Here is a 16,097-nt window from a genome sequence, read left to right as displayed (position 1 = left end):
GCACGAGGGGCTCGCGACGGCGCGCGGGCGCCCCCAACGTGCGCGCGCATGCTCACGCTCGGTTATCACGCCTCCCATGAGCAGTTTCCTCCCAGTGAGTTGTTGCGCCTGGTGCGCCGGGCCGACGCCGCGGGCTTCACGGCCGCGCTCAACTCGGACCACTTCCACCCCTGGAGCGAATCGCAGGGACACAGCGGCTTCGCCTGGAGCTGGATGGGCGCGGCGCTCGCCACCACGCGACTGTCCAGCCTGGGCGTGGTGAACGCTCCCGGACAGCGTTATCACCCGGCCCTCATCGCGCAAGCCCTGGGCACGCTCGCGGAGATGTTCCCGGGCCGCGCCTGGGCCGCCCTGGGCAGCGGGCAGTTCGTCAACGAGGGCATCACCGGAGAGCCCTGGCCCCCGAAGGACGTGCGCAACGCGCGCCTGCGCGAGTGCGTGGACATCATGCGCGCGCTCTTCCGGGGCGAGACGGTGACGCACCGGGGCCTCGTCCGTGTCGAGGAGGCGAAGCTCTACTCCCGGCCCGCCCAGGCGCCCTTGCTGGTGGGCGCGGCGATTACGCCCCAGACGGCGGAGTGGGTGGGCGGCTGGGCGGACGCGCTCATCACCGTGAGCAAGCCCCCGGACGAGCTGCGGAAGATGGTGGAGTCCTTCCACCGAGGAGGCGGCGAGGGCAAGCCGATGTTCCTCAAGGTCCAGCTCTCCTGGGCGGAGGACGAGCAGGCCGCGCTCCAGGGCGCGATGGAGCAGTGGGCCACCAACATCTTCGCCAGCTCCGTGCTCACGGACCTGCGTGCTCCCGCGCAGTTCCAGGAGCTGGCGCGCACCGTCCAACCCAAGGACCTGGAGGGACACGTGCGGGTGTCCTCCAGCCTCCAGCGCCACGTGGACTGGCTCGCCGAGGACGTGAAGCTCGGCTTCAGCCACCTGTACCTGCACAACGTCAACCGCGGGCAGGAGCGCTTCATCGACGCCTTCGGAGCGCATGTGCTGCCAGCCCTGCGCACCGCGCGCTGAAGCGGGAGCCTCGCGAGGGGATGACAGTCCTGTCATCCCCTCCACTGCGTGAAGACACGGTTCGCGACAGGCCTGTCAGCCACCCCTCGGAAATCGGGGCCGCTCACGCGAGCCGGACACTCACCAGTTCAGCCGCCAGCCGATGCCCAGGCTGAGGTAGTCCGCTTTCCTATCGGTCTCGTAGGTGTAGTTGTAGAGGTTCTTGTGGAGCCGGCCCTCCAGGGCGAGCGGCAGCCACGGCGTGGGCCGGAACTCCAGCTCCGCGCCCACCGAGTAACCCAGGTTGCTGACGGTGCCCTTGTTCCAGCCCGCGCCGAAGAGCACCGCGGGTCGGACGGGGCCCAGGTCCACCCCCAGCCGTGCCACGCCTCCGAGTTGGAAGAGCGCCCGGTTCTTCGTGTCGTAGTAGTGCTGCCCGCCCTCGAAGGTGACGTCGGTCCGGGAGCCCGCCCCCGCGTAGACCGCGACCTCCGGTCCGATGGAGAAGAAGCGCCCGAGGTGCTTGAGCAGATGCAGGCGGACACCGGGCCCGCCATGCTTCTCACTCTCCCTGTCCTCGCCCTGGGCGTATCCCACGCCCACGCCCAACTCCGCCCCCGTGAGACGGGCTTCGTCCTGTGCCCAGGCGCCCGTCGACAGCAACAACGCTCCCGCGACCACTGCCTTCATATCCAGACCTTCCGAGTGTTCCGGCCCCCGACGACTGTCTGGTTTTCAAGATTCGGGCCCACCGAAGTCTCGCCCACCAAGGCCACCGCGGAGGTGGCTGGAGCGACGTTCGATGACGCGGCTCGACGTCAGCGCCGCGAGCAGGTCCGCTCCGGTGGGGCGAGTGCGCCCGCCTCCGTCTGACTCGAGGCTGCCCGGCATGCCGCGCGGCGCCTCCCACGTCACCGGGGCCCATGAGGCCCCGAGCGCCGTGAGGCGGAGCTCCCGCCTCAATCCGATTTGGGCGTCCCCTGCGCGCCGCGAGGCTCCGGGCCGTCGCGACGAGGAACCGGGTGCGCGGACGGGCCATGCGTGCCCGCCTTGTCCGGGGCCATCGCGGGCGCCTTCCCGCGTCGTCGGCGCCGCCTTCGCTTCGACGCGGCCCCCTGGGGTGCTCCCCCCAGCTCGCGCAGCACCAGGGCCCGCGTACCGCCCTCCAGGCGCAGCTCTCGCATCAACTCCTGCACCTGGGGAGCACCGCGAGGATGGCGCAGCGCCTCACCCAGGCGCTCGACGAGGTCGATTCGCAGCGCCACCGGCCCCAACAGCTCGTAACCGAAGGCTCGCGCCTCACGCACATTCCATCCGGCCGCGTCGAGCACCGGCTCACGGGGCACACCCCTCGGTGCGGGCTTCTGGAGGAACAGCGCCGTCAACATGCACCTGCGCTCCAGCGCCTGCGGAGAGAGCGCCTCGGCCACGTACATGAAGCGGCGTCCCTCGCGCACACCCACGGCCTTGAGCCGCTCGCGTGACTCCTCGTCCAGCAGCGCCCACTGCTCGCGGGCCTCGCTCACGGTGATCAGCCCGACCCCCTCGGCCAGCCGGTACGCCAGCCCGCGCGTCGGCGCCGAGCGTCCCGCGCCCGTGAGCGACTCCGCCGGAAACCCGCCCATCGCCTCGGTGACCAGGTCCCTGGCCAGCGCATGGAGCCGCCGCTCCAACCGCCGCCTCGCCCCGCCCGTCCACACCTCCGGCTCCGCGAGCGCCACCTGCGGCGAGCGCCGGTCCGTGCCGCGCACCAGCCGCCCCAGGGGCTGGCTCTCGAAGGAGATGTTGCCGGACGGCTCCACCTCGAAGACCTCGTGCGTCGCGTCCACCACGCGCTGCACGAACTGCTCCTCGGTCATCAGGCCCTCCGCGGAGCCGCTCTCGCCCAACAGCGCGCCGAGCTTCGCGAACGGGTTGTCCGAGCTCGCCGCGGGCGTGGCGGAGGCCCGCACGAAGCGCCGGGCGCTCCTGCGCGCGGCCCGCTGGACGAAGCGCTCCACCAGCCGCTCATGCAGCGCGTCCCCCAACGCGTCCTCGATGAGTCGCGTGCGCTCCTGCCACTGCTCCGCGTCGCGCAGCCAGCTCGAGCGATGGCTGATGTACGTCCAGATGCGGATGGCGGCCAGCCGGTCCATCAGCGTGTGGATGTCCCCGGAGACGTCGTCGAGCGGCGACACCTGCTTGGACAGCCACGTCGCGTCCAGCACGCCGTCCCCCGCGGTGAGCTGGAGGAACGTCTCGCGCAGCAGGCTGACGTGCTGGCCGAACAACCCCTTGCGGAAGTCCGGAATCTGGCAGACCTGCCACAGCAGCTCCACGCCCGCGCGGTCCGTGACGACGTCGCGGACGGCCGGGATGTGCGAGAGGTCCTTCAGCGCGTCGAAGTCATCGGCGCGCTCCACCCGGACGAAGGCGTTGTGGCGCGGGGCCCGCGACAGCGAGTCCAGCAGCGCCTCGGGGCTCGCGAAGTCGAGCTCCGCGTTGCGCCAGATGAGGCTGCGCACCGCGGGGAAGCGGTGGGTCTCGATGGCGGTGACGACCCGAGGCGGCAGCTCATCCAGCGTGTTCAGCGTGCCGAACGTCCCGTCGTTCAGGTGACGCCCCGCGCGGCCGGCGATCTGCGCCAGCTCGTCCGGGAACAACTCCCGCTGCTCGGCGCCGTCGAACTTGGAGAGCGACGCGAAGGCCACGTGGCCCAGGTCCAGGTTCAACCCCATGCCGATGGCATCGGTCGCCACCAGGTACTGCACCTCTCCGGACTGGTACATCGCCACCTGGGCGTTGCGCGTCCGGGGCGACAGCGCGCCCAGCACCACCGCGACGCCGCCGCGCAGCCGGCGCAGTGACTCGGCGAGCTCATAGACGCGGTCCGCGGAGAACGCGACCACCGCGGAGCGCGGCGGGAGGCTCTTCAACGAGCGCCGGCCCGCGTAGCGAAGCTGGGACAGGCGCGTGGCCCGCTTGAGCGAGACGTGCGGGATGAGCGACTGCACCATCGGCCGCATCGTCTCCGCGCCCAGGAACCAGGTCTCCTTGCGCCCTCGCGCGTGGAGCAGCCGGTCCGTGAAGACATGCCCCCGCTCGCGATGCGCGGCGAGCTGGATTTCGTCCACCGCCAGGAAGTCGACGGCGCGGTCCAGCGGCATCGCCTCCACGGTGCATATCCAGTAGTCGGGACGCGGCGGCAGGCGCTTCTCCTCGCCCGTCATCAGCGCCACGCGTCCCTCGCCCACCCGGGCGGTCACCCGGTCGTAGACCTCGCGGGCGAGCAGGCGCAGCGGCAGCCCCATCATGCCCGTGTCGTGCTCGAGCATCCGCTCGATGGCCCGGTGGGTCTTTCCAGTGTTCGTGGGCCCCAGCTCCGCCACGACGACGGACGAACGGCCGGATGCGCTGGAGTTCATTGCGGAGAGTCTAACCTCGCGCCCGGTCACGCGCCCTGCGACGGACTTCCAACCCATCCTCGGCTGCCTCCTGGGCTCGCCACGCACGCACGGGCGCGCCGCGTCCTGACCCGGGCACCGCGGAATGGACGCCCCGGGCAAAGCCCCCTAGCGTCGCGCCCCATGGCGAACCCTGTCCGAGACACGCTCCTGGGCCAGCTCGACATCGCGTGGGCCCTCACGAACTACCACCTGGAGGGGCTCACCACGGAGGACTGCCTGCGCCGCCCCGCCTCGGTGGGGCTGCACGTGACGCGGGACGCACAGGGCCACTGGCGCGCCCAATGGCCCGAGCACGAGGGCTATGACCTGGGCCCCGCGAGTGTGGCCTGGCTGACGTGGCACCTGGGCTTCTGGTGGTCCATGGTGCACAACCACTCGTTCGGGGACGCCACCCTGACGCGGGAGGCCGTCCTCTGGCCCGGCTCCGCGGACGCGGTGCGCGCGTGGATTGTCGGCCTGCACGCCACGTGGCGCGAGGCCATCACCCGCCTCACCGACGAAGACCTGCAATCGAGCGCGCGCACGCGCTGGCCGCTGGAGGGCAAGCCCTTCGGCGACATCGTCGCCTGGGCCAACGTGGAGCTGATGAAGAACGCGGCGGAGCTGGGCTACGCGCGCTTCGTGCTGGCCGTGCCGCCTACTTGAGCGCCGGTGCGTTCGCGTCCCGCCGCAGCACGAAGAAGTACGGCGACGGCATGCCGCGCGCGTCCATGAGGCCCAGGAGCGTGTTCTCGTCGGCCTTGCGGAACACGTCGAGCGTGGGCCAGTCGTCGTAGATCATCGTCGCGCTGAGCTGCCCCCGGTACTCCACCTTGCGCAGGCGCGCCTTGAACTTCGCCGTCTCCACATCGGCGCGATGCGGCCCCACCGGGCCGCGAATCGTCGGTGACGGCCACTTCCGCGGGTCCACCGGGAACACCGACGCGCGGTCCTCCGTGTAGAACAGCAGCGGGTGCACGCTCTCGACGTCGAGGAACTGCTTGCCGTACCACCCCGTGGCCCCGAGCAACCCGTCCATCGGATGGCCCGTGCGCAGCTCACTGCCCTTCCACGTGCCGAACAGCGACGCGAGCTCGACCGGCGCCAGGCTGTCGAACAGCGCGAGCGCCTCCTGCTGGCTCAGCGTCCCCGTCTTCACCGCCTCGTCGAAGCTCATCGTGCCGCTCCTGTGTGCATGCGCAGCACGGGCTTGATGGCCGTGCGCGACTCCATGTCGTGGACCGCGTCGTTGATGGCCTCGAAGTCGTAGGGGCGCAGGAGCTTCTCCAGCGGGAAGCGCCCCTCCGCGTGCAACGACACCAACCGGGGGATGAAGCGCTTCGGGTCGGCGTCGCCCTCGAGCATCCCCACCAGCCGCTTGCCGAAGAGCAGCGCCGTCATCGGGATGGAGACCTGCGCGTCCGCGCTCGGCAGGCCGAGCAATCCGCACGTCCCCAACGGGCGCGTCACGTCGAACGCCTGTCGCAGCACCTTCGGCGAGCCGACACACTCCAGCGCGAAGTCCACCCCACCCCGCGTCTTCTTGAGCACCGTGCGCGTCAGCTCCGGCTCATCCGCGAGGAAGGTGTCGGTGGCGCCCAGCTCCCGCGCGAGCTCCAGCCGCCTGGCGTCCAGGTCCACCGCGAAGATGCTCGCCGCGCCCGCCACGCGCGCCGCCATCACCGCCGCCAGGCCCACCGCGCCCACGCCGAAGACGGCGAGCCGCTGTCCCGGCTGCATCCGGAACGACTCCAGCACCGCGCCCGCGCCCGTCTGGAAGCCGCAGCCCAGGGGCGCCAGCAACTCCAGCGGCGCGTCTCTCGCCACCTTCACCGCGTTGTGCTGGTGCGCCAGCACGTGCGTGGCGAAGGACGACTGGTGGAAGAACCCCGAGCGGATGGGCTCGCCGCGCCAGCGCATCGGGAACGTCCCATCCGGCCGCGCCCCCGAGAAGTTCCCCGCGTAGCCCTGCTCGCAGTACGCGGGCTGCCCTCGCGCACAGGTGCCGCACGCGCGACAGGAGTAGTAGCTGAGCACCACGGCGTCCCCCGGCTCGAAGCCCGTGACGCCCTCTCCCACCGACTCCACCACCCCCGCGCCCTCGTGCCCCAGCACCGCGGGGAACGCGAAGCGCCCCTGGCCCGCGCGGTAGCTCAGGTCCGTGTGACAGATGCCACTGGCATGCACCCGGACCCGGAGCTCCCCCTGACGGGGCGCGTCCAGGTCCACCTCCTCCAGGACGAAGGGTGCATTCACCTCCCGCAGCACCGCGGCACGGACCGGAAGCGTCATGCCCCGAATTATTGGCAGACCGCCAACAAAAGCAACAGGGCTCCGCGGGCAGGTCAGAACGCGTCGCCGGGTCCCAGCTTGAGCAGGAACGTGTCGGTGGCGTCGGGGACGAGGGTGCCGGTCCCGAAGTCCTCGGTGTGGGAGAAGTGACCGAACAGCAGCGTGTTGCCGTTCTCCTCGCCGGAGGGCGCGGCGCTCACCACCTGCTCGGCGAAGAGGTTGGACGGGCCGCCGGAGCGCAGGAAGAAGCGGTTCCACAGCTCGCGGCCCTCGAGGTCGAAGCGGCGCGCGAAGAGCTGCGGGTTCTGCGCGGAATCGCTCGCGCCTGGCGCGGGGTGCGGAAAGTCGCGAGACAGGCCGCTCACCACCACGCGGCCCGCGGGCTCCACGGCGATGACGACCTTCTCGGAGCGGCCCAGGCTCTTCACCCAGCGCGGCGTGCCCGTGGCCTCCGCCACCAGGAGGAAGGCGAGCCTGTCTCGGAGCGACTCGGAGCCCCACCGGAGCGCTCCGCCCTCCATGCTCCCCGCCGCCACCAGCGTGCCCTTCGCGGTGGCGCCGATGCTCGTCACCCAGCCATTGGCGCTGGGGAAGGCGTTGAACCAGGTCATCTGTCCCGCCGCGGAGAACGTGGCCAGGAAGGGGGATTGCCCCTGGGCGGTGAAGGTCCCCTTCGCCGTCCGGACGGTGCCGAAGTAGGAGCCGCCCAGGGCCACGCCGCCGTCGGGCAGCACCGCGAGGCTCACCGCCTCCGCGCGGTAGTTGCCGCACTCCGGCTCGGAGACGCGCTGACGCCACAGGACGGCGCCCGAGGCGCTGATGCGATAGAGCGCGTTCTCCGTCGGCGAGCACCGCAGCGCCTCCGAGTACGGATGCGATGCGCGCACGCTCACGTAGGCGCCATCGTCCCGGCTGGCCACGAGCGCGAGGCCCACCTCGTTGAGCCCCTGCAGCGGAAGGGACCACTCCCCGCGTCCCTCCGCGTTGAACCGGGACAGGGCCAGGCCGCTGAGGGGTTTGCTCGGCGTGTCCATCGACACGGTGCCCCGGCGGACATCGGTCATCAGATAGAGCCGGCCCGTGGACGACACGCTCATGGCGACCGTGCCCGAGACATCCAGGGGGGATTCGCCCTCGAACGGATGCAGCGAGAAGGAGCGCGTCCACACGCGGGCGCCATGGGGCGTGTAGCGCTTCACCTCGAAATGGGACGAGGCGCCGTCGGCGCGACCGAACGAGGTCGACGAGCCTTGGATGGAGGCCGTGTAGATGGACGACCCATCCCACGGAGTACCGACGCTCGCGGCCAGGTCGTGCAGGGGCTGGCGCTCGTGATTCAGCCAGAGCGTCTTGCCAGGTGTGGCGGGCTGCGGCGAGGTGCCACCGTCCTCCGGGGGGACGGAGCCGCCATCGGGCTCACCGGGAGCGCCGCCCCCATCGGGAATCTCGCCGCCATCGGGAGTCCCCGCGTCCGGAACGCCCGCATCCGGCGCGCCCGCGTCAGGAGGGATTCCGGGAGCAGGCTCGCAGGAGGCTGAGGCCTCACAGGACGCGACGGGAGGAGGTGAATCATCGCCATCACAACCGGCCATCCCCAGACACAACACCAGCCATGCGGCCAAGCCACGCCAGTCAGCCACTGTCTCCCCCTCCCGAAACACACCCGGGCGACAGGTTGCGCACGGGGCGCGGGGCCGCCAAGACACGAGGCTCCAGGCTGCCTCCCTCCTCTCCATGCGTGCGGCGAGGAGCAGCCCCGGACCCACCACGGCCGGTGCCACGAGGTCGAAGTCCCGCGCGCCCGGGGACACGGAGCGCGAGGCGTTCAGCCGCCGGGGCGCGAGTGCTTCCGGATGTGCTCCCACGCCTCGATGATGCGGCGCGTCTCCTCTTGCGCCAGCGCCTGGAGCTTCGGTCCGAGCTGCGCCACCTTGTCGGGGTGGTACTGGGCGACCAGCGCGAGGTAGGCGCGCTTCACGTCCGCCAGCGGTGTTCCCCGGACGACACCCAATATCTCCCACGGCGACGAAGGGGCCGCCTGGGGTCGCGGCGCGGGCTCCTCCTCACGCCGGGGCGCCTCCGCCTCCTCCTCATCGTCGTCAGCGGGCGCCGCGTCCTCCTCCGCATCGGAGGGCTCCGAGTCAGCCTCCTCGGTCGCGCGCGTGTCGGCCACGGGCTCGGCGCCCTCGCCACAGGTCGAGCACAAGAGCCGCTCCTGCGCCTCCCCTCCCGGCGCGGCGACGGCGACGACGTCACAGCACTCACCGCACACCACGTGCTGGCACTGCTCACAGCGCGCGGCGGACGCCGCTTCGTCCAGACCCACGCCACACCGGGGACACGCGTCGGGGAGCGGCGCCTCCTCGCCGCACCGCACGCAGAACGCCCAGCCCCGGTCCACCTGGACCTCGCAGGCCTCACACTCCAGCCCCCCGGCATGCTCCCAGTGCTTCTCCTCGCCGCACCACGGGCAGAAGGGCATCAGCCACGCGAGCTTCCCGGCGCAGTCATCCGCGTCACAGTCGAACTCGAGCCGGTACCCGCGCGCGACGGACTGGGGAACATTCTGCTCGTCGAACGACTCCCCGCAGTTCCAGCAGCCGTTGAAGAACCGATGTGACGGCGCGCCACAGGCCTCGCACGCGGGGTTGCCATGCTCGCTCTTCCAGACCACCTCGTCGCCGCAGGTGGGGCAGAAACCCATGCAGGCCTTCACCTCGGCATGCGTACAGGTCTCCCGCGCGGCGCGGCGGGCGCGCTCACGTTGCCCACGGGGTGCGGCGAAGGAAGGTGTGCGGCCCTCCTCCACCAGCGCCTCCCACAGGCACGAGCGGCACACCCGCCCCTTCACCTTCTTGGAGCCCGACGCCGAGGCACCCGCGCGCTTCTGGAACACCCCCGCCGCGAGCGACTCGACGCTCAGGCACGACTGGCAGACGGCGTCACCACACGCCTCGCAGTGGCCCGCGAGGCGCCGGCTCCCGAAGCCCAGCAGACCTGGCGTCAGCGTCTCCAGGCAGCACGGACAGGCTCGCATGCACTTCCTTCGCCGGGTGGGGTCGCCGGAGCGAATCCCCGAGGTGGAGCCCTCCGGCATGCCCGACTCCCACCCGGAGGTCCAGAAACCCACCGCACGTCACGATTCGGTGTCATCCACCGTGCTCGGGCCCCGGGGTGGTGACACTTTTCTCGTCATCACAAAATTTCATCTGTCTCACGGATTGCCCGCTACCCGAGGGCCTGGGGTAAGGGAGCACCTCCCTCGCTGTCCCCATGAGGTGTCCTCGATGCGTCGTCTCGGCTCAGCCCTTCTCTCCATGAGTCTGCTGGTTGGCTGTGGTCCCACCGAATCCGCTCCGCCGGCCGAGCCCGCCGCTCCGGCCGACGCCGTCCAGAACGAGCAGGCGCCGCTCACCACGACGGACGTCGACGTGGCGCCGGAGTGTGAAGGCATCCTGCAGTTCGCGAACACGGCGAGCTTCAACAAGCTGGACCGGTATCTGCCCAGCGACGCCGCCAGCAACATCATCGGCGCGCGCACGGCGGCGCTCTTCACGTCGCTGGCGCAGCTCTCGGCCGTCTCCGAGATGGGCCCGGTGCGCCTGAAGCAGCTCGAGCACGGAGCTCGCGCCGAGGAGTACATCGACCAGAGCTGTCTGGGCATCTACGACGAGCTGGCGCTGTCGCAGTCCGACGCCGCCGCCATCGTCACGATGGTGAACACGACGAGCACGAACACGCTCTACGCCATCCTGCCGTATGCGTGGAACGGGGCGACCAGCCTCATCAACCTGCGTCCGTTCACGAACGTGCAGGGCATCTCGAACGCGTCCGGCATCGGCGCGGTGAGCATGCGCAACCTGCGCAACGCGGCGACCATCGGCTACTCGCTGGAGATGCTCGCGACCGCGGTGAACGCGCTGCCCGAGGACGACTGGACGGTGAAGCTGAGCACGGCGTTCAACATCCAGACCATCATGGACGGGGCCTACGGCACGGACCGGCTCGCCGCGGCGGACTGCTTCGGCATCGACCTCACCGGCCGCTCGGGTCAGTGGGAGGACCGGGGCTACCTGGCGGACGCCACGGAGGTGCGCAACTACGTCCACAGCGCGGTGAGCACGGCCAACCGCTACAACGCGATTGACGCGGACATCGTCACGGACGGCAAGGCGGACCTGGCGGCGCGCACGGCGGGCCGCACGTTCAAGGGCTGCCACATGCACTACGAGGACGGCCCGTGGGCCGGCGTGCAGGTGCACTTCTTCGTCGACACCGCGTCGGACTTCCGCGTCCTGACGGTCCAGCACTGGGTGGAGTGATTCACGGTTGAGACGCACCGACGGCGGCGACTTCCTTCGGGAGGTCGCCGCCGTTTCATTTGCGGTAACCGTCCGACGAGCGACGTGGCGGGAGGCATTGCCGGGGTAGCAGGCGTGGAGGACCCTGGCAGGAATGACGAAGCCGGTTGAGAAGCAGGAGTGGTTCCAGGTCGCCGAAGCCTTCGAGGCGAGCAGCCTGACGCAGAGGGAATTCTCCGCGCGGCGAGGGTTGAGCTTGAGCACACTGCAGTCACGGGTGTGCCGGCGCCGGCGTCAGCGCGCTAGGGAGACTCCAGCAGTTCGCCTGCTGCCGGTGGAGATGTCTACCGTTGCGCAGGTAAGTCCTGTGCCACTCGAGGTGGTGCTGGCGAGCGGAGCCAGGCTGCGTTTCCCCGTGGGCGCCGACGTCGACTACGTGGCTCAGCTCGTCACGGCGCTGGGCAGGTGAGCGGGTGTTCACGCTGCCAGCGTCGGTGAGCGTGGTGCTGGCCACCGAGGCGGTGGACAGGCGCAAGTCGATTGATGGCCTCATGGCGCTGGTGAAGTCCGCGTGGGGCGAGGACGTCTACTCCGGCCACCTCTTCGCCTTCGTCTCGAGGCGAGGCGACCGCCTCAAGGTGCTGACGTGGAGTCGAGGAGGCTTCGTGCTGCTGTACAAGCGGTTGAAGACGGGCCGCTTTTCAGGGGACCTTCATTGGCCGGTTTTGGGTGACCACTGAGGCCTAGGCCCACGCTACCTAATGGGACAGATCCAGAGTCCATTGCACACGCAAGATCTCGTGGCACCGGTGGCAGAGCAGCAGGAGGTGAAGTTGCTGCGAGGGGGGCACTCCGTCTGGTGGAGAGAGCTGCACAAGGGCAAGTCTGAGCACGTCGGCGCTGAAGGACAGGCATAGAAAGTGCCGTCGCATGCCACACCCGAGCCATTCGTCGCGGTGCAGGTCGTTGCCGTCACCGGGCAACTGACCGACCCCGTTGCGCAGGCGGCAGTACACGCCGACAACGCCTCCGACGAAGAGAGCAGTGCCTCGCCCTCGTCGACCACGTCAGCGGCCGCTCCACCGCACCCGGCGATGAGCGCGACCGTGCAGGCCAACAGCCACAGCTTCAAGCTCTTCATGGCGAATCCCCTGTCGTGAAGGTGTGCGAGCGAGAGGAAGACCGGGCCGGGGGCATTGTCTGGGAAACTGGCACCAGTGCCAAGTCATGGCCTCGCGTCGGCCCCCTGACGCCGTCCCCGCCCGGCCACAGGCTGTGTCGAGGCCCCGTGCAGGCCGCGCCACAAGACGCCCACGACGCCCCCCTCCCGTCGTGAGGCGCCGCCCCCCCTCCCCGGAGTGCACGGCTACGGGGAGGGGGGCCTTTCTCCGAGGTCCGCATGTCCTGCCCGTCCCAAGAGCTCACCCTCGGCGACGTCGTCGTCCAGCAGGACGCCCACGGTCGCTACAGCTTCAACGACCTGCACCGGGCGGCAGGCGGTGAGCCGCGCCACCAGCCCTCGAACTTCCTCCGCGTGGTGTTGTTCCCGTGAAAATTCCTGTGAGAGTGCGCAAAGCGATTCGAGCAAGGGCAGCCACTCCGGCGAGCTCTCCCAATCCTTCGCACCCTCCATGCCCGTTGCTTGAAGCGCCTATACAACTCACCAGACCTGCACGGGAACGGCCCTGACCAGAGACAGCCCGGTGCCGAGCTGTCCATTGCTACTCCCACCCCAGGACCACAGGCTCCGGTCCGCGAGGATGGCGTGGGAGTGGTCCCCTCCCGCCGCAACCGACACGGCGGCCCCCAGCGAGCTCACCCGCGCGGGCTGCAGCGTCGACGTGGACGGGACGCCGTCTCCGAGCTGCCCCCGCTCATCACGCCCCCAGGCCCAGACCAGCCCACCCACCGTGATGGCGAGGTTGTGATTCACCCCCGCGGCCATCGACATCACGCCCGTCAGCACCTTCGTCTGAACGGGCACGAGCTTGTTGACCGTGGTGTTATCCCCCACCTCTCCGTAGAAGTTGGAGCCCCACGCCCAGACCGTCCCATCGGACTTCAATGCCAGCCCATGGCCGTTCCCCGCCGCCACGGCGGTGATGCCCGTGAGCCCCGACACCAGCCCTGGCACCGAGCGCGACGCCGTCGAGTTGTTCCCCAGTCGGCCACTCGTGTTGCTCCCCCAGGACCACACCGTGCCGTTCGCCCTCAAGGCCAGCGAGAACGAGTTCCCCGCGGAGATGGCAATCACCTGCGTCAGCCCCTGCGCCTGAACGGGCAGCGTGCGCAGGGTCTGCGTCCCATCCCCGAGCTCTCCATGGCCGTTCCCGCCCCAGGCCCACACCGTCCCATCCTCCGCCAGCCCCAGGCTGTGCGAGGAGCCCGTGGAGACAGCCTGGAATCGGAGGGTGGACGCGACCTGCACGGGATTGAAACGCTGGGTCCGCGTCCCGTCTCCCAGCTCGCCCCCGGAGTTGGACCCCCAGCTCCACACCGTCCCATCTGACTTCAGCGCCAGCGCATGGCTGTACGCCATGGACACAGACATCATCCCCGTCAGCCCCGGCACCTCGATGGGCTCCGGCCGGGTGAGGCGGGTTCCGTCACCCAGCTGCCCCCACGTGTTCACGCCCCAGGTCCAGACCTTGCCGTCCGGAGTCACGCTCATCGAGACATTGGAAGATGAGCCCACCGCACGCACACGCGGCAGCAGCGCTGCAACGGGAAGCGCCACCAGGTCCGTCACCCCATCACCAATCTGGCCGTAATAGTTGTGCCCCCAGGACCACAGCGTCCCGTCATCCTTGACCGCCAGGGCGTGCCACTGCCCCGCCACCAGGGCGCGGACATTGGAGAGGCTCGCGACCTGGGCAGGCAGCAGCCGCGACGGGGTGATTCCCCCACCCAGTTGCCCCAGGGAGTTCAAGCCCCACGTCCACACCGTCCCATCCGCCTTCAGCGCGCTGGAGTACTGGCCGTTCGCGGCCACGGCGACCACGCCCGACAGCCCCACCACCTGCGCCGGCGTCATCCGCCCCGTGAAGGTGCCGTCTCCCAACTGTCCCGAATCGTTGTTGCCCCAGGCCCAGACCGTTCCGTCCGACTTGAGCGCCAGCGAGTGGCTGTTGCCGCCCGCCACGCCCACCACCTCCGAGAGCCCCGGCATCTGCAGCGGAGACAGGAGCCCCGGAGGCCCCGGCTCCTCGGGGTCCAACTCCATCCAGAACGGGCTGTGGTACCCCCACGTCCACACCGTGCCGTCGGACTTCACGGCCAACGAATGCCCCTCACCGGCGGCCACCGAGACCACGGCCGTGAGCCCCGGGACGCGGGTGGGCACGACACGATCGAGCCCCGTCCCATCCCCCAGTTGTCCGATGGAGTTCGAGCCCCACGCCCACACCGTCCCATCCGCCTTCAACGCCAGCGAATGCCGGATTCCGGCGGCGACAGCCGTGGCCACCAACGCCCCCTGCGCCTGGACCGGCTGCAACCGCGAGGTCGTCGTCCCATCTCCGACGGAGCCGTAGCCGTTGTAGCCCCAGGCCCACACCGTGCCATCTTCCCGGAGGACCACCGAGTGCACGCCTCCGGCGGCGACCGAGGCCACCGGGGATGCACCCGGCAGCGTGATTCTGAGCGGGCTCCAGGTCGGCGTCGTCGACCCATTGCCCAACTGCCCGTCCCGGTTGTTGCCCCAAGCCCAGAGCGCGCCGTCCGCCTTCACCGCCAGGGAGTGCACCAGCCCCGCCGAAGCCTCGGCTCGCTCGAACCACGCGCGCGTCGCCACGGGCATCGACTTCATCAGATACGACCCGTCACCCACCTGGCCGTCGCTGTTGGAGCCCCAGGCCCAGACCTCGCCGCTCGCCTTCACCGCCACCGAGTGCTGTCCGCCGCCCGCCGACACACCCCGCACCTGCGTGAGTCCCGGCACCTGCACGGGCGACAACCGCTGGAGCAGCGTCCCGTCTCCCAGTTGAGATCTCGCGTTGCTTCCCCACGCCCACACCGTCCCATCGCCCTTCAGCGCCACGGTGTGCTGCCCGCCGCCGACCACCGCCTCCACGCCGCTGAACGACGGAATCTGCGTGGGGACCAGCGTCACGGCCGTGGAGCCCAGACCGAGCTGTCCGTCATCGTTCTTGCCCCAGGACCACACCGTGCCATCCACGCGCAGCGCCACCGTGTGAGAGCCACCGCCCGAGACCGACGTCAGGCCCGTCAAGCCTGGGAGCACGGCGGGGAGCGTGCGGCCCGTGAGGTCTCCCGTCCCCAACTGCCCGTCCGCGTTGCCGCCCCAGGACCACACCCGTCCATCCGCCGTCAGCGCCAGCGAGTGGACGTTGCCCGCGGAGATGGCCATGACGCCGGAGAGCCCCTGCACCTGGACAGGAGACACCCGACGCGTCGTCGTCCCGTCTCCGAGCTGCCCCGCCGCGTTGTTGCCCCACGCCCACACCGTTCCATCCGACTTCAGGACCAGCGAGTGCGAGAAGCCCGCGGCGATGGCCACGCCATTCGCCAGGCCGGGCACCAGGACGGGGACCGGGCGCGACGTCGTGCTCCCATCCCCGAGCTGTCCATTCAGGTTGTTGCCCCAGGCCCACACCGTGCCGTCCGACTTCAGCGCCAGCGAATGCAGCTCGCCCGCACCCAGTGCCCGGATGTCGAACAAGCGCCACACCCGGCCGGGGAGCGGACGCGAGCGCGTCGTGCCATTGCCCAGCTGTCCGAAGGTATTGCCTCCCCAGGACCACACCGTCCCGTCCGAACGCAGCGCCAGGGAGTGATTGCGCCCCGCCAGCACCGTCCCCTGTCGGGCGTACCCCTCCGCGGCGCGGGAGGTGCCGAGCTCGGGTGTCGCCTCCTCGGGAGCGCTCCCCGAGCAGCCCCCCATCCACAACAGCGCACACAACAGCCCGCACCACGCCGCGATGCCAGACATCCGCCTCGAGCCACGATTCATGAGTGAGTCCCCCCTCTTCAAACAAGCCGGGAACCAAGCACTCGCCAGGACAAAGAACAAGACCCTGGATGTCTTTCACCCGTGAATCATTGGGGCCCCGCCATCACG

General features: G+C 70.2%; 14 protein-coding genes. 7 read left to right on the top strand and 7 right to left on the bottom strand.

From position 1 onward, the window contains the following. Window positions 1-48 precede the first annotated feature (48 nt). Window positions 49-1,020 carry a TIGR03885 family FMN-dependent LLM class oxidoreductase gene (locus tag LXT21_RS20990; protein ID WP_254039922.1) on the top strand — a complete coding sequence of 324 codons (972 nt, stop codon included), beginning with the start codon at window positions 49-51 and terminating at the stop codon, window positions 1,018-1,020. A gap of 120 nt (window positions 1,021-1,140) precedes the next feature. Here LXT21_RS20990 and LXT21_RS20985 read toward each other — a convergent pair whose 3' ends face one another. Both LXT21_RS20985 and LXT21_RS20980 read right to left on the bottom strand, forming a co-directional pair. Further along, window positions 1,141-1,689 (bottom strand): outer membrane beta-barrel protein, encoded by a 549-nt coding sequence (locus tag LXT21_RS20985; RefSeq protein WP_254039921.1) that lies wholly within the window; start codon window positions 1,687-1,689, stop codon window positions 1,141-1,143. 269 nt (window positions 1,690-1,958) lie between these two features. Continuing rightward, on the bottom strand, window positions 1,959-4,403 hold the full coding sequence (locus LXT21_RS20980) for a helicase-related protein (RefSeq protein WP_254039920.1): 2,445 nt from the start codon (window positions 4,401-4,403) through the stop codon (window positions 1,959-1,961). Window positions 4,404-4,565: 162 nt separating this feature from the next. Here LXT21_RS20980 and LXT21_RS20975 point away from each other — a divergent pair, with 162 nt between their 5' ends. Then, complete coding sequence (locus LXT21_RS20975; protein ID WP_254039919.1) at window positions 4,566-5,090, top strand: DinB family protein; 525 nt, start codon at window positions 4,566-4,568, stop codon at window positions 5,088-5,090. On the opposite strand, the gene LXT21_RS20970 is transcribed toward LXT21_RS20975, so the two are convergent. The 4 genes from LXT21_RS20970 to LXT21_RS20955 all read right to left on the bottom strand — a co-directional run bounded on the left by LXT21_RS20970 (window position 5,083) and on the right by LXT21_RS20955 (window position 9,753). Beyond that, on the bottom strand, window positions 5,083-5,601 hold the full coding sequence (locus tag LXT21_RS20970) for a DUF4334 domain-containing protein (protein WP_254039918.1): 519 nt from the start codon (window positions 5,599-5,601) through the stop codon (window positions 5,083-5,085). The genes LXT21_RS20975 and LXT21_RS20970 overlap by 8 nt on opposite strands. After that, entirely contained in the window at window positions 5,598-6,716 is a 1,119-nt protein-coding gene (locus LXT21_RS20965; protein WP_254039917.1) for an NAD(P)-dependent alcohol dehydrogenase, read from the bottom strand. Before LXT21_RS20965 ends, LXT21_RS20970 begins: the two co-directional genes overlap by 4 nt. Before the next feature lie 53 nt (window positions 6,717-6,769). After that, window positions 6,770-8,356 (bottom strand): hypothetical protein, encoded by a 1,587-nt coding sequence (locus tag LXT21_RS20960; RefSeq protein ID WP_254039916.1) that lies wholly within the window; start codon window positions 8,354-8,356, stop codon window positions 6,770-6,772. Window positions 8,357-8,541: 185 nt separating this feature from the next. After that, window positions 8,542-9,753, bottom strand: coding sequence for a J domain-containing protein (locus LXT21_RS20955; protein ID WP_254039915.1), 1,212 nt, complete (start codon window positions 9,751-9,753; stop codon window positions 8,542-8,544). A 280-nt stretch (window positions 9,754-10,033) separates the two neighbouring features. Between LXT21_RS20955 and LXT21_RS20950 the strand changes: the two genes are divergently transcribed. The 5 genes from LXT21_RS20950 to LXT21_RS20930 all read left to right on the top strand — a co-directional run bounded on the left by LXT21_RS20950 (window position 10,034) and on the right by LXT21_RS20930 (window position 12,569). Next, window positions 10,034-11,038 carry a hypothetical protein gene (locus LXT21_RS20950; RefSeq protein ID WP_254039914.1) on the top strand — a complete coding sequence of 335 codons (1,005 nt, stop codon included), beginning with the start codon at window positions 10,034-10,036 and terminating at the stop codon, window positions 11,036-11,038. Window positions 11,039-11,171: 133 nt separating this feature from the next. After that, the gene (gene tnpA, locus LXT21_RS20945) at window positions 11,172-11,486 is read left to right on the top strand and encodes an IS66 family insertion sequence element accessory protein TnpA (protein WP_254039913.1); all 315 of its coding nucleotides are present in this window, start codon (window positions 11,172-11,174) and stop codon (window positions 11,484-11,486) included. A 4-nt stretch (window positions 11,487-11,490) separates the two neighbouring features. Continuing rightward, complete coding sequence (gene tnpB / locus LXT21_RS20940; RefSeq protein ID WP_254039912.1) at window positions 11,491-11,757, top strand: IS66 family insertion sequence element accessory protein TnpB; 267 nt, start codon at window positions 11,491-11,493, stop codon at window positions 11,755-11,757. Between the two features lie 180 nt (window positions 11,758-11,937). Next, window positions 11,938-12,177 carry a hypothetical protein gene (locus LXT21_RS20935; RefSeq protein WP_254039911.1) on the top strand — a complete coding sequence of 80 codons (240 nt, stop codon included), beginning with the start codon at window positions 11,938-11,940 and terminating at the stop codon, window positions 12,175-12,177. A 239-nt stretch (window positions 12,178-12,416) separates the two neighbouring features. Next, complete coding sequence (locus LXT21_RS20930) at window positions 12,417-12,569, top strand: hypothetical protein (RefSeq protein ID WP_254039910.1); 153 nt, start codon at window positions 12,417-12,419, stop codon at window positions 12,567-12,569. Window positions 12,570-12,677: 108 nt separating this feature from the next. Here the strand turns inward: LXT21_RS20930 and LXT21_RS20925 are convergent, their stop codons facing one another. Further along, window positions 12,678-15,989, bottom strand: coding sequence for an RCC1 domain-containing protein (locus LXT21_RS20925; RefSeq protein WP_254039909.1), 3,312 nt, complete (start codon window positions 15,987-15,989; stop codon window positions 12,678-12,680). Between the last annotated feature and the right edge of the window lie 108 nt (window positions 15,990-16,097).

The organism is Myxococcus guangdongensis (assembly GCF_024198255.1).
Taxonomy (GTDB): Bacteria; Myxococcota; Myxococcia; order Myxococcales; family Myxococcaceae; genus Myxococcus; species Myxococcus guangdongensis.
The sequence above is the reverse complement of the archived record's forward strand: the minus strand, read 5'-3'. Positions and strand labels throughout refer to the sequence as shown.

Coding starts and splice junctions, on each gene's coding strand:
- LXT21_RS20975 (WP_254039919.1), top strand. CDS start 4,566: ATGGCGAACCCTGTCCGAGACACGCTCCTGGGCCAGCTCGACATCGCG.
- LXT21_RS20970 (WP_254039918.1), bottom strand. CDS start 5,601: ATGAGCTTCGACGAGGCGGTGAAGACGGGGACGCTGAGCCAGCAGGAG.
- LXT21_RS20955 (WP_254039915.1), bottom strand. CDS start 9,753: ATGCGAGCCTGTCCGTGCTGCCTGGAGACGCTGACGCCAGGTCTGCTG.
- tnpA (WP_254039913.1), top strand. CDS start 11,172: ATGACGAAGCCGGTTGAGAAGCAGGAGTGGTTCCAGGTCGCCGAAGCC.
- LXT21_RS20930 (WP_254039910.1), top strand. CDS start 12,417: ATGTCCTGCCCGTCCCAAGAGCTCACCCTCGGCGACGTCGTCGTCCAG.
- LXT21_RS20990 (WP_254039922.1), top strand. CDS start 49: ATGCTCACGCTCGGTTATCACGCCTCCCATGAGCAGTTTCCTCCCAGT.
- LXT21_RS20950 (WP_254039914.1), top strand. CDS start 10,034: ATGAGTCTGCTGGTTGGCTGTGGTCCCACCGAATCCGCTCCGCCGGCC.
- LXT21_RS20980 (WP_254039920.1), bottom strand. CDS start 4,403: ATGAACTCCAGCGCATCCGGCCGTTCGTCCGTCGTCGTGGCGGAGCTG.
- LXT21_RS20985 (WP_254039921.1), bottom strand. CDS start 1,689: ATGAAGGCAGTGGTCGCGGGAGCGTTGTTGCTGTCGACGGGCGCCTGG.
- LXT21_RS20965 (WP_254039917.1), bottom strand. CDS start 6,716: ATGACGCTTCCGGTCCGTGCCGCGGTGCTGCGGGAGGTGAATGCACCC.
- LXT21_RS20925 (WP_254039909.1), bottom strand. CDS start 15,989: ATGAATCGTGGCTCGAGGCGGATGTCTGGCATCGCGGCGTGGTGCGGG.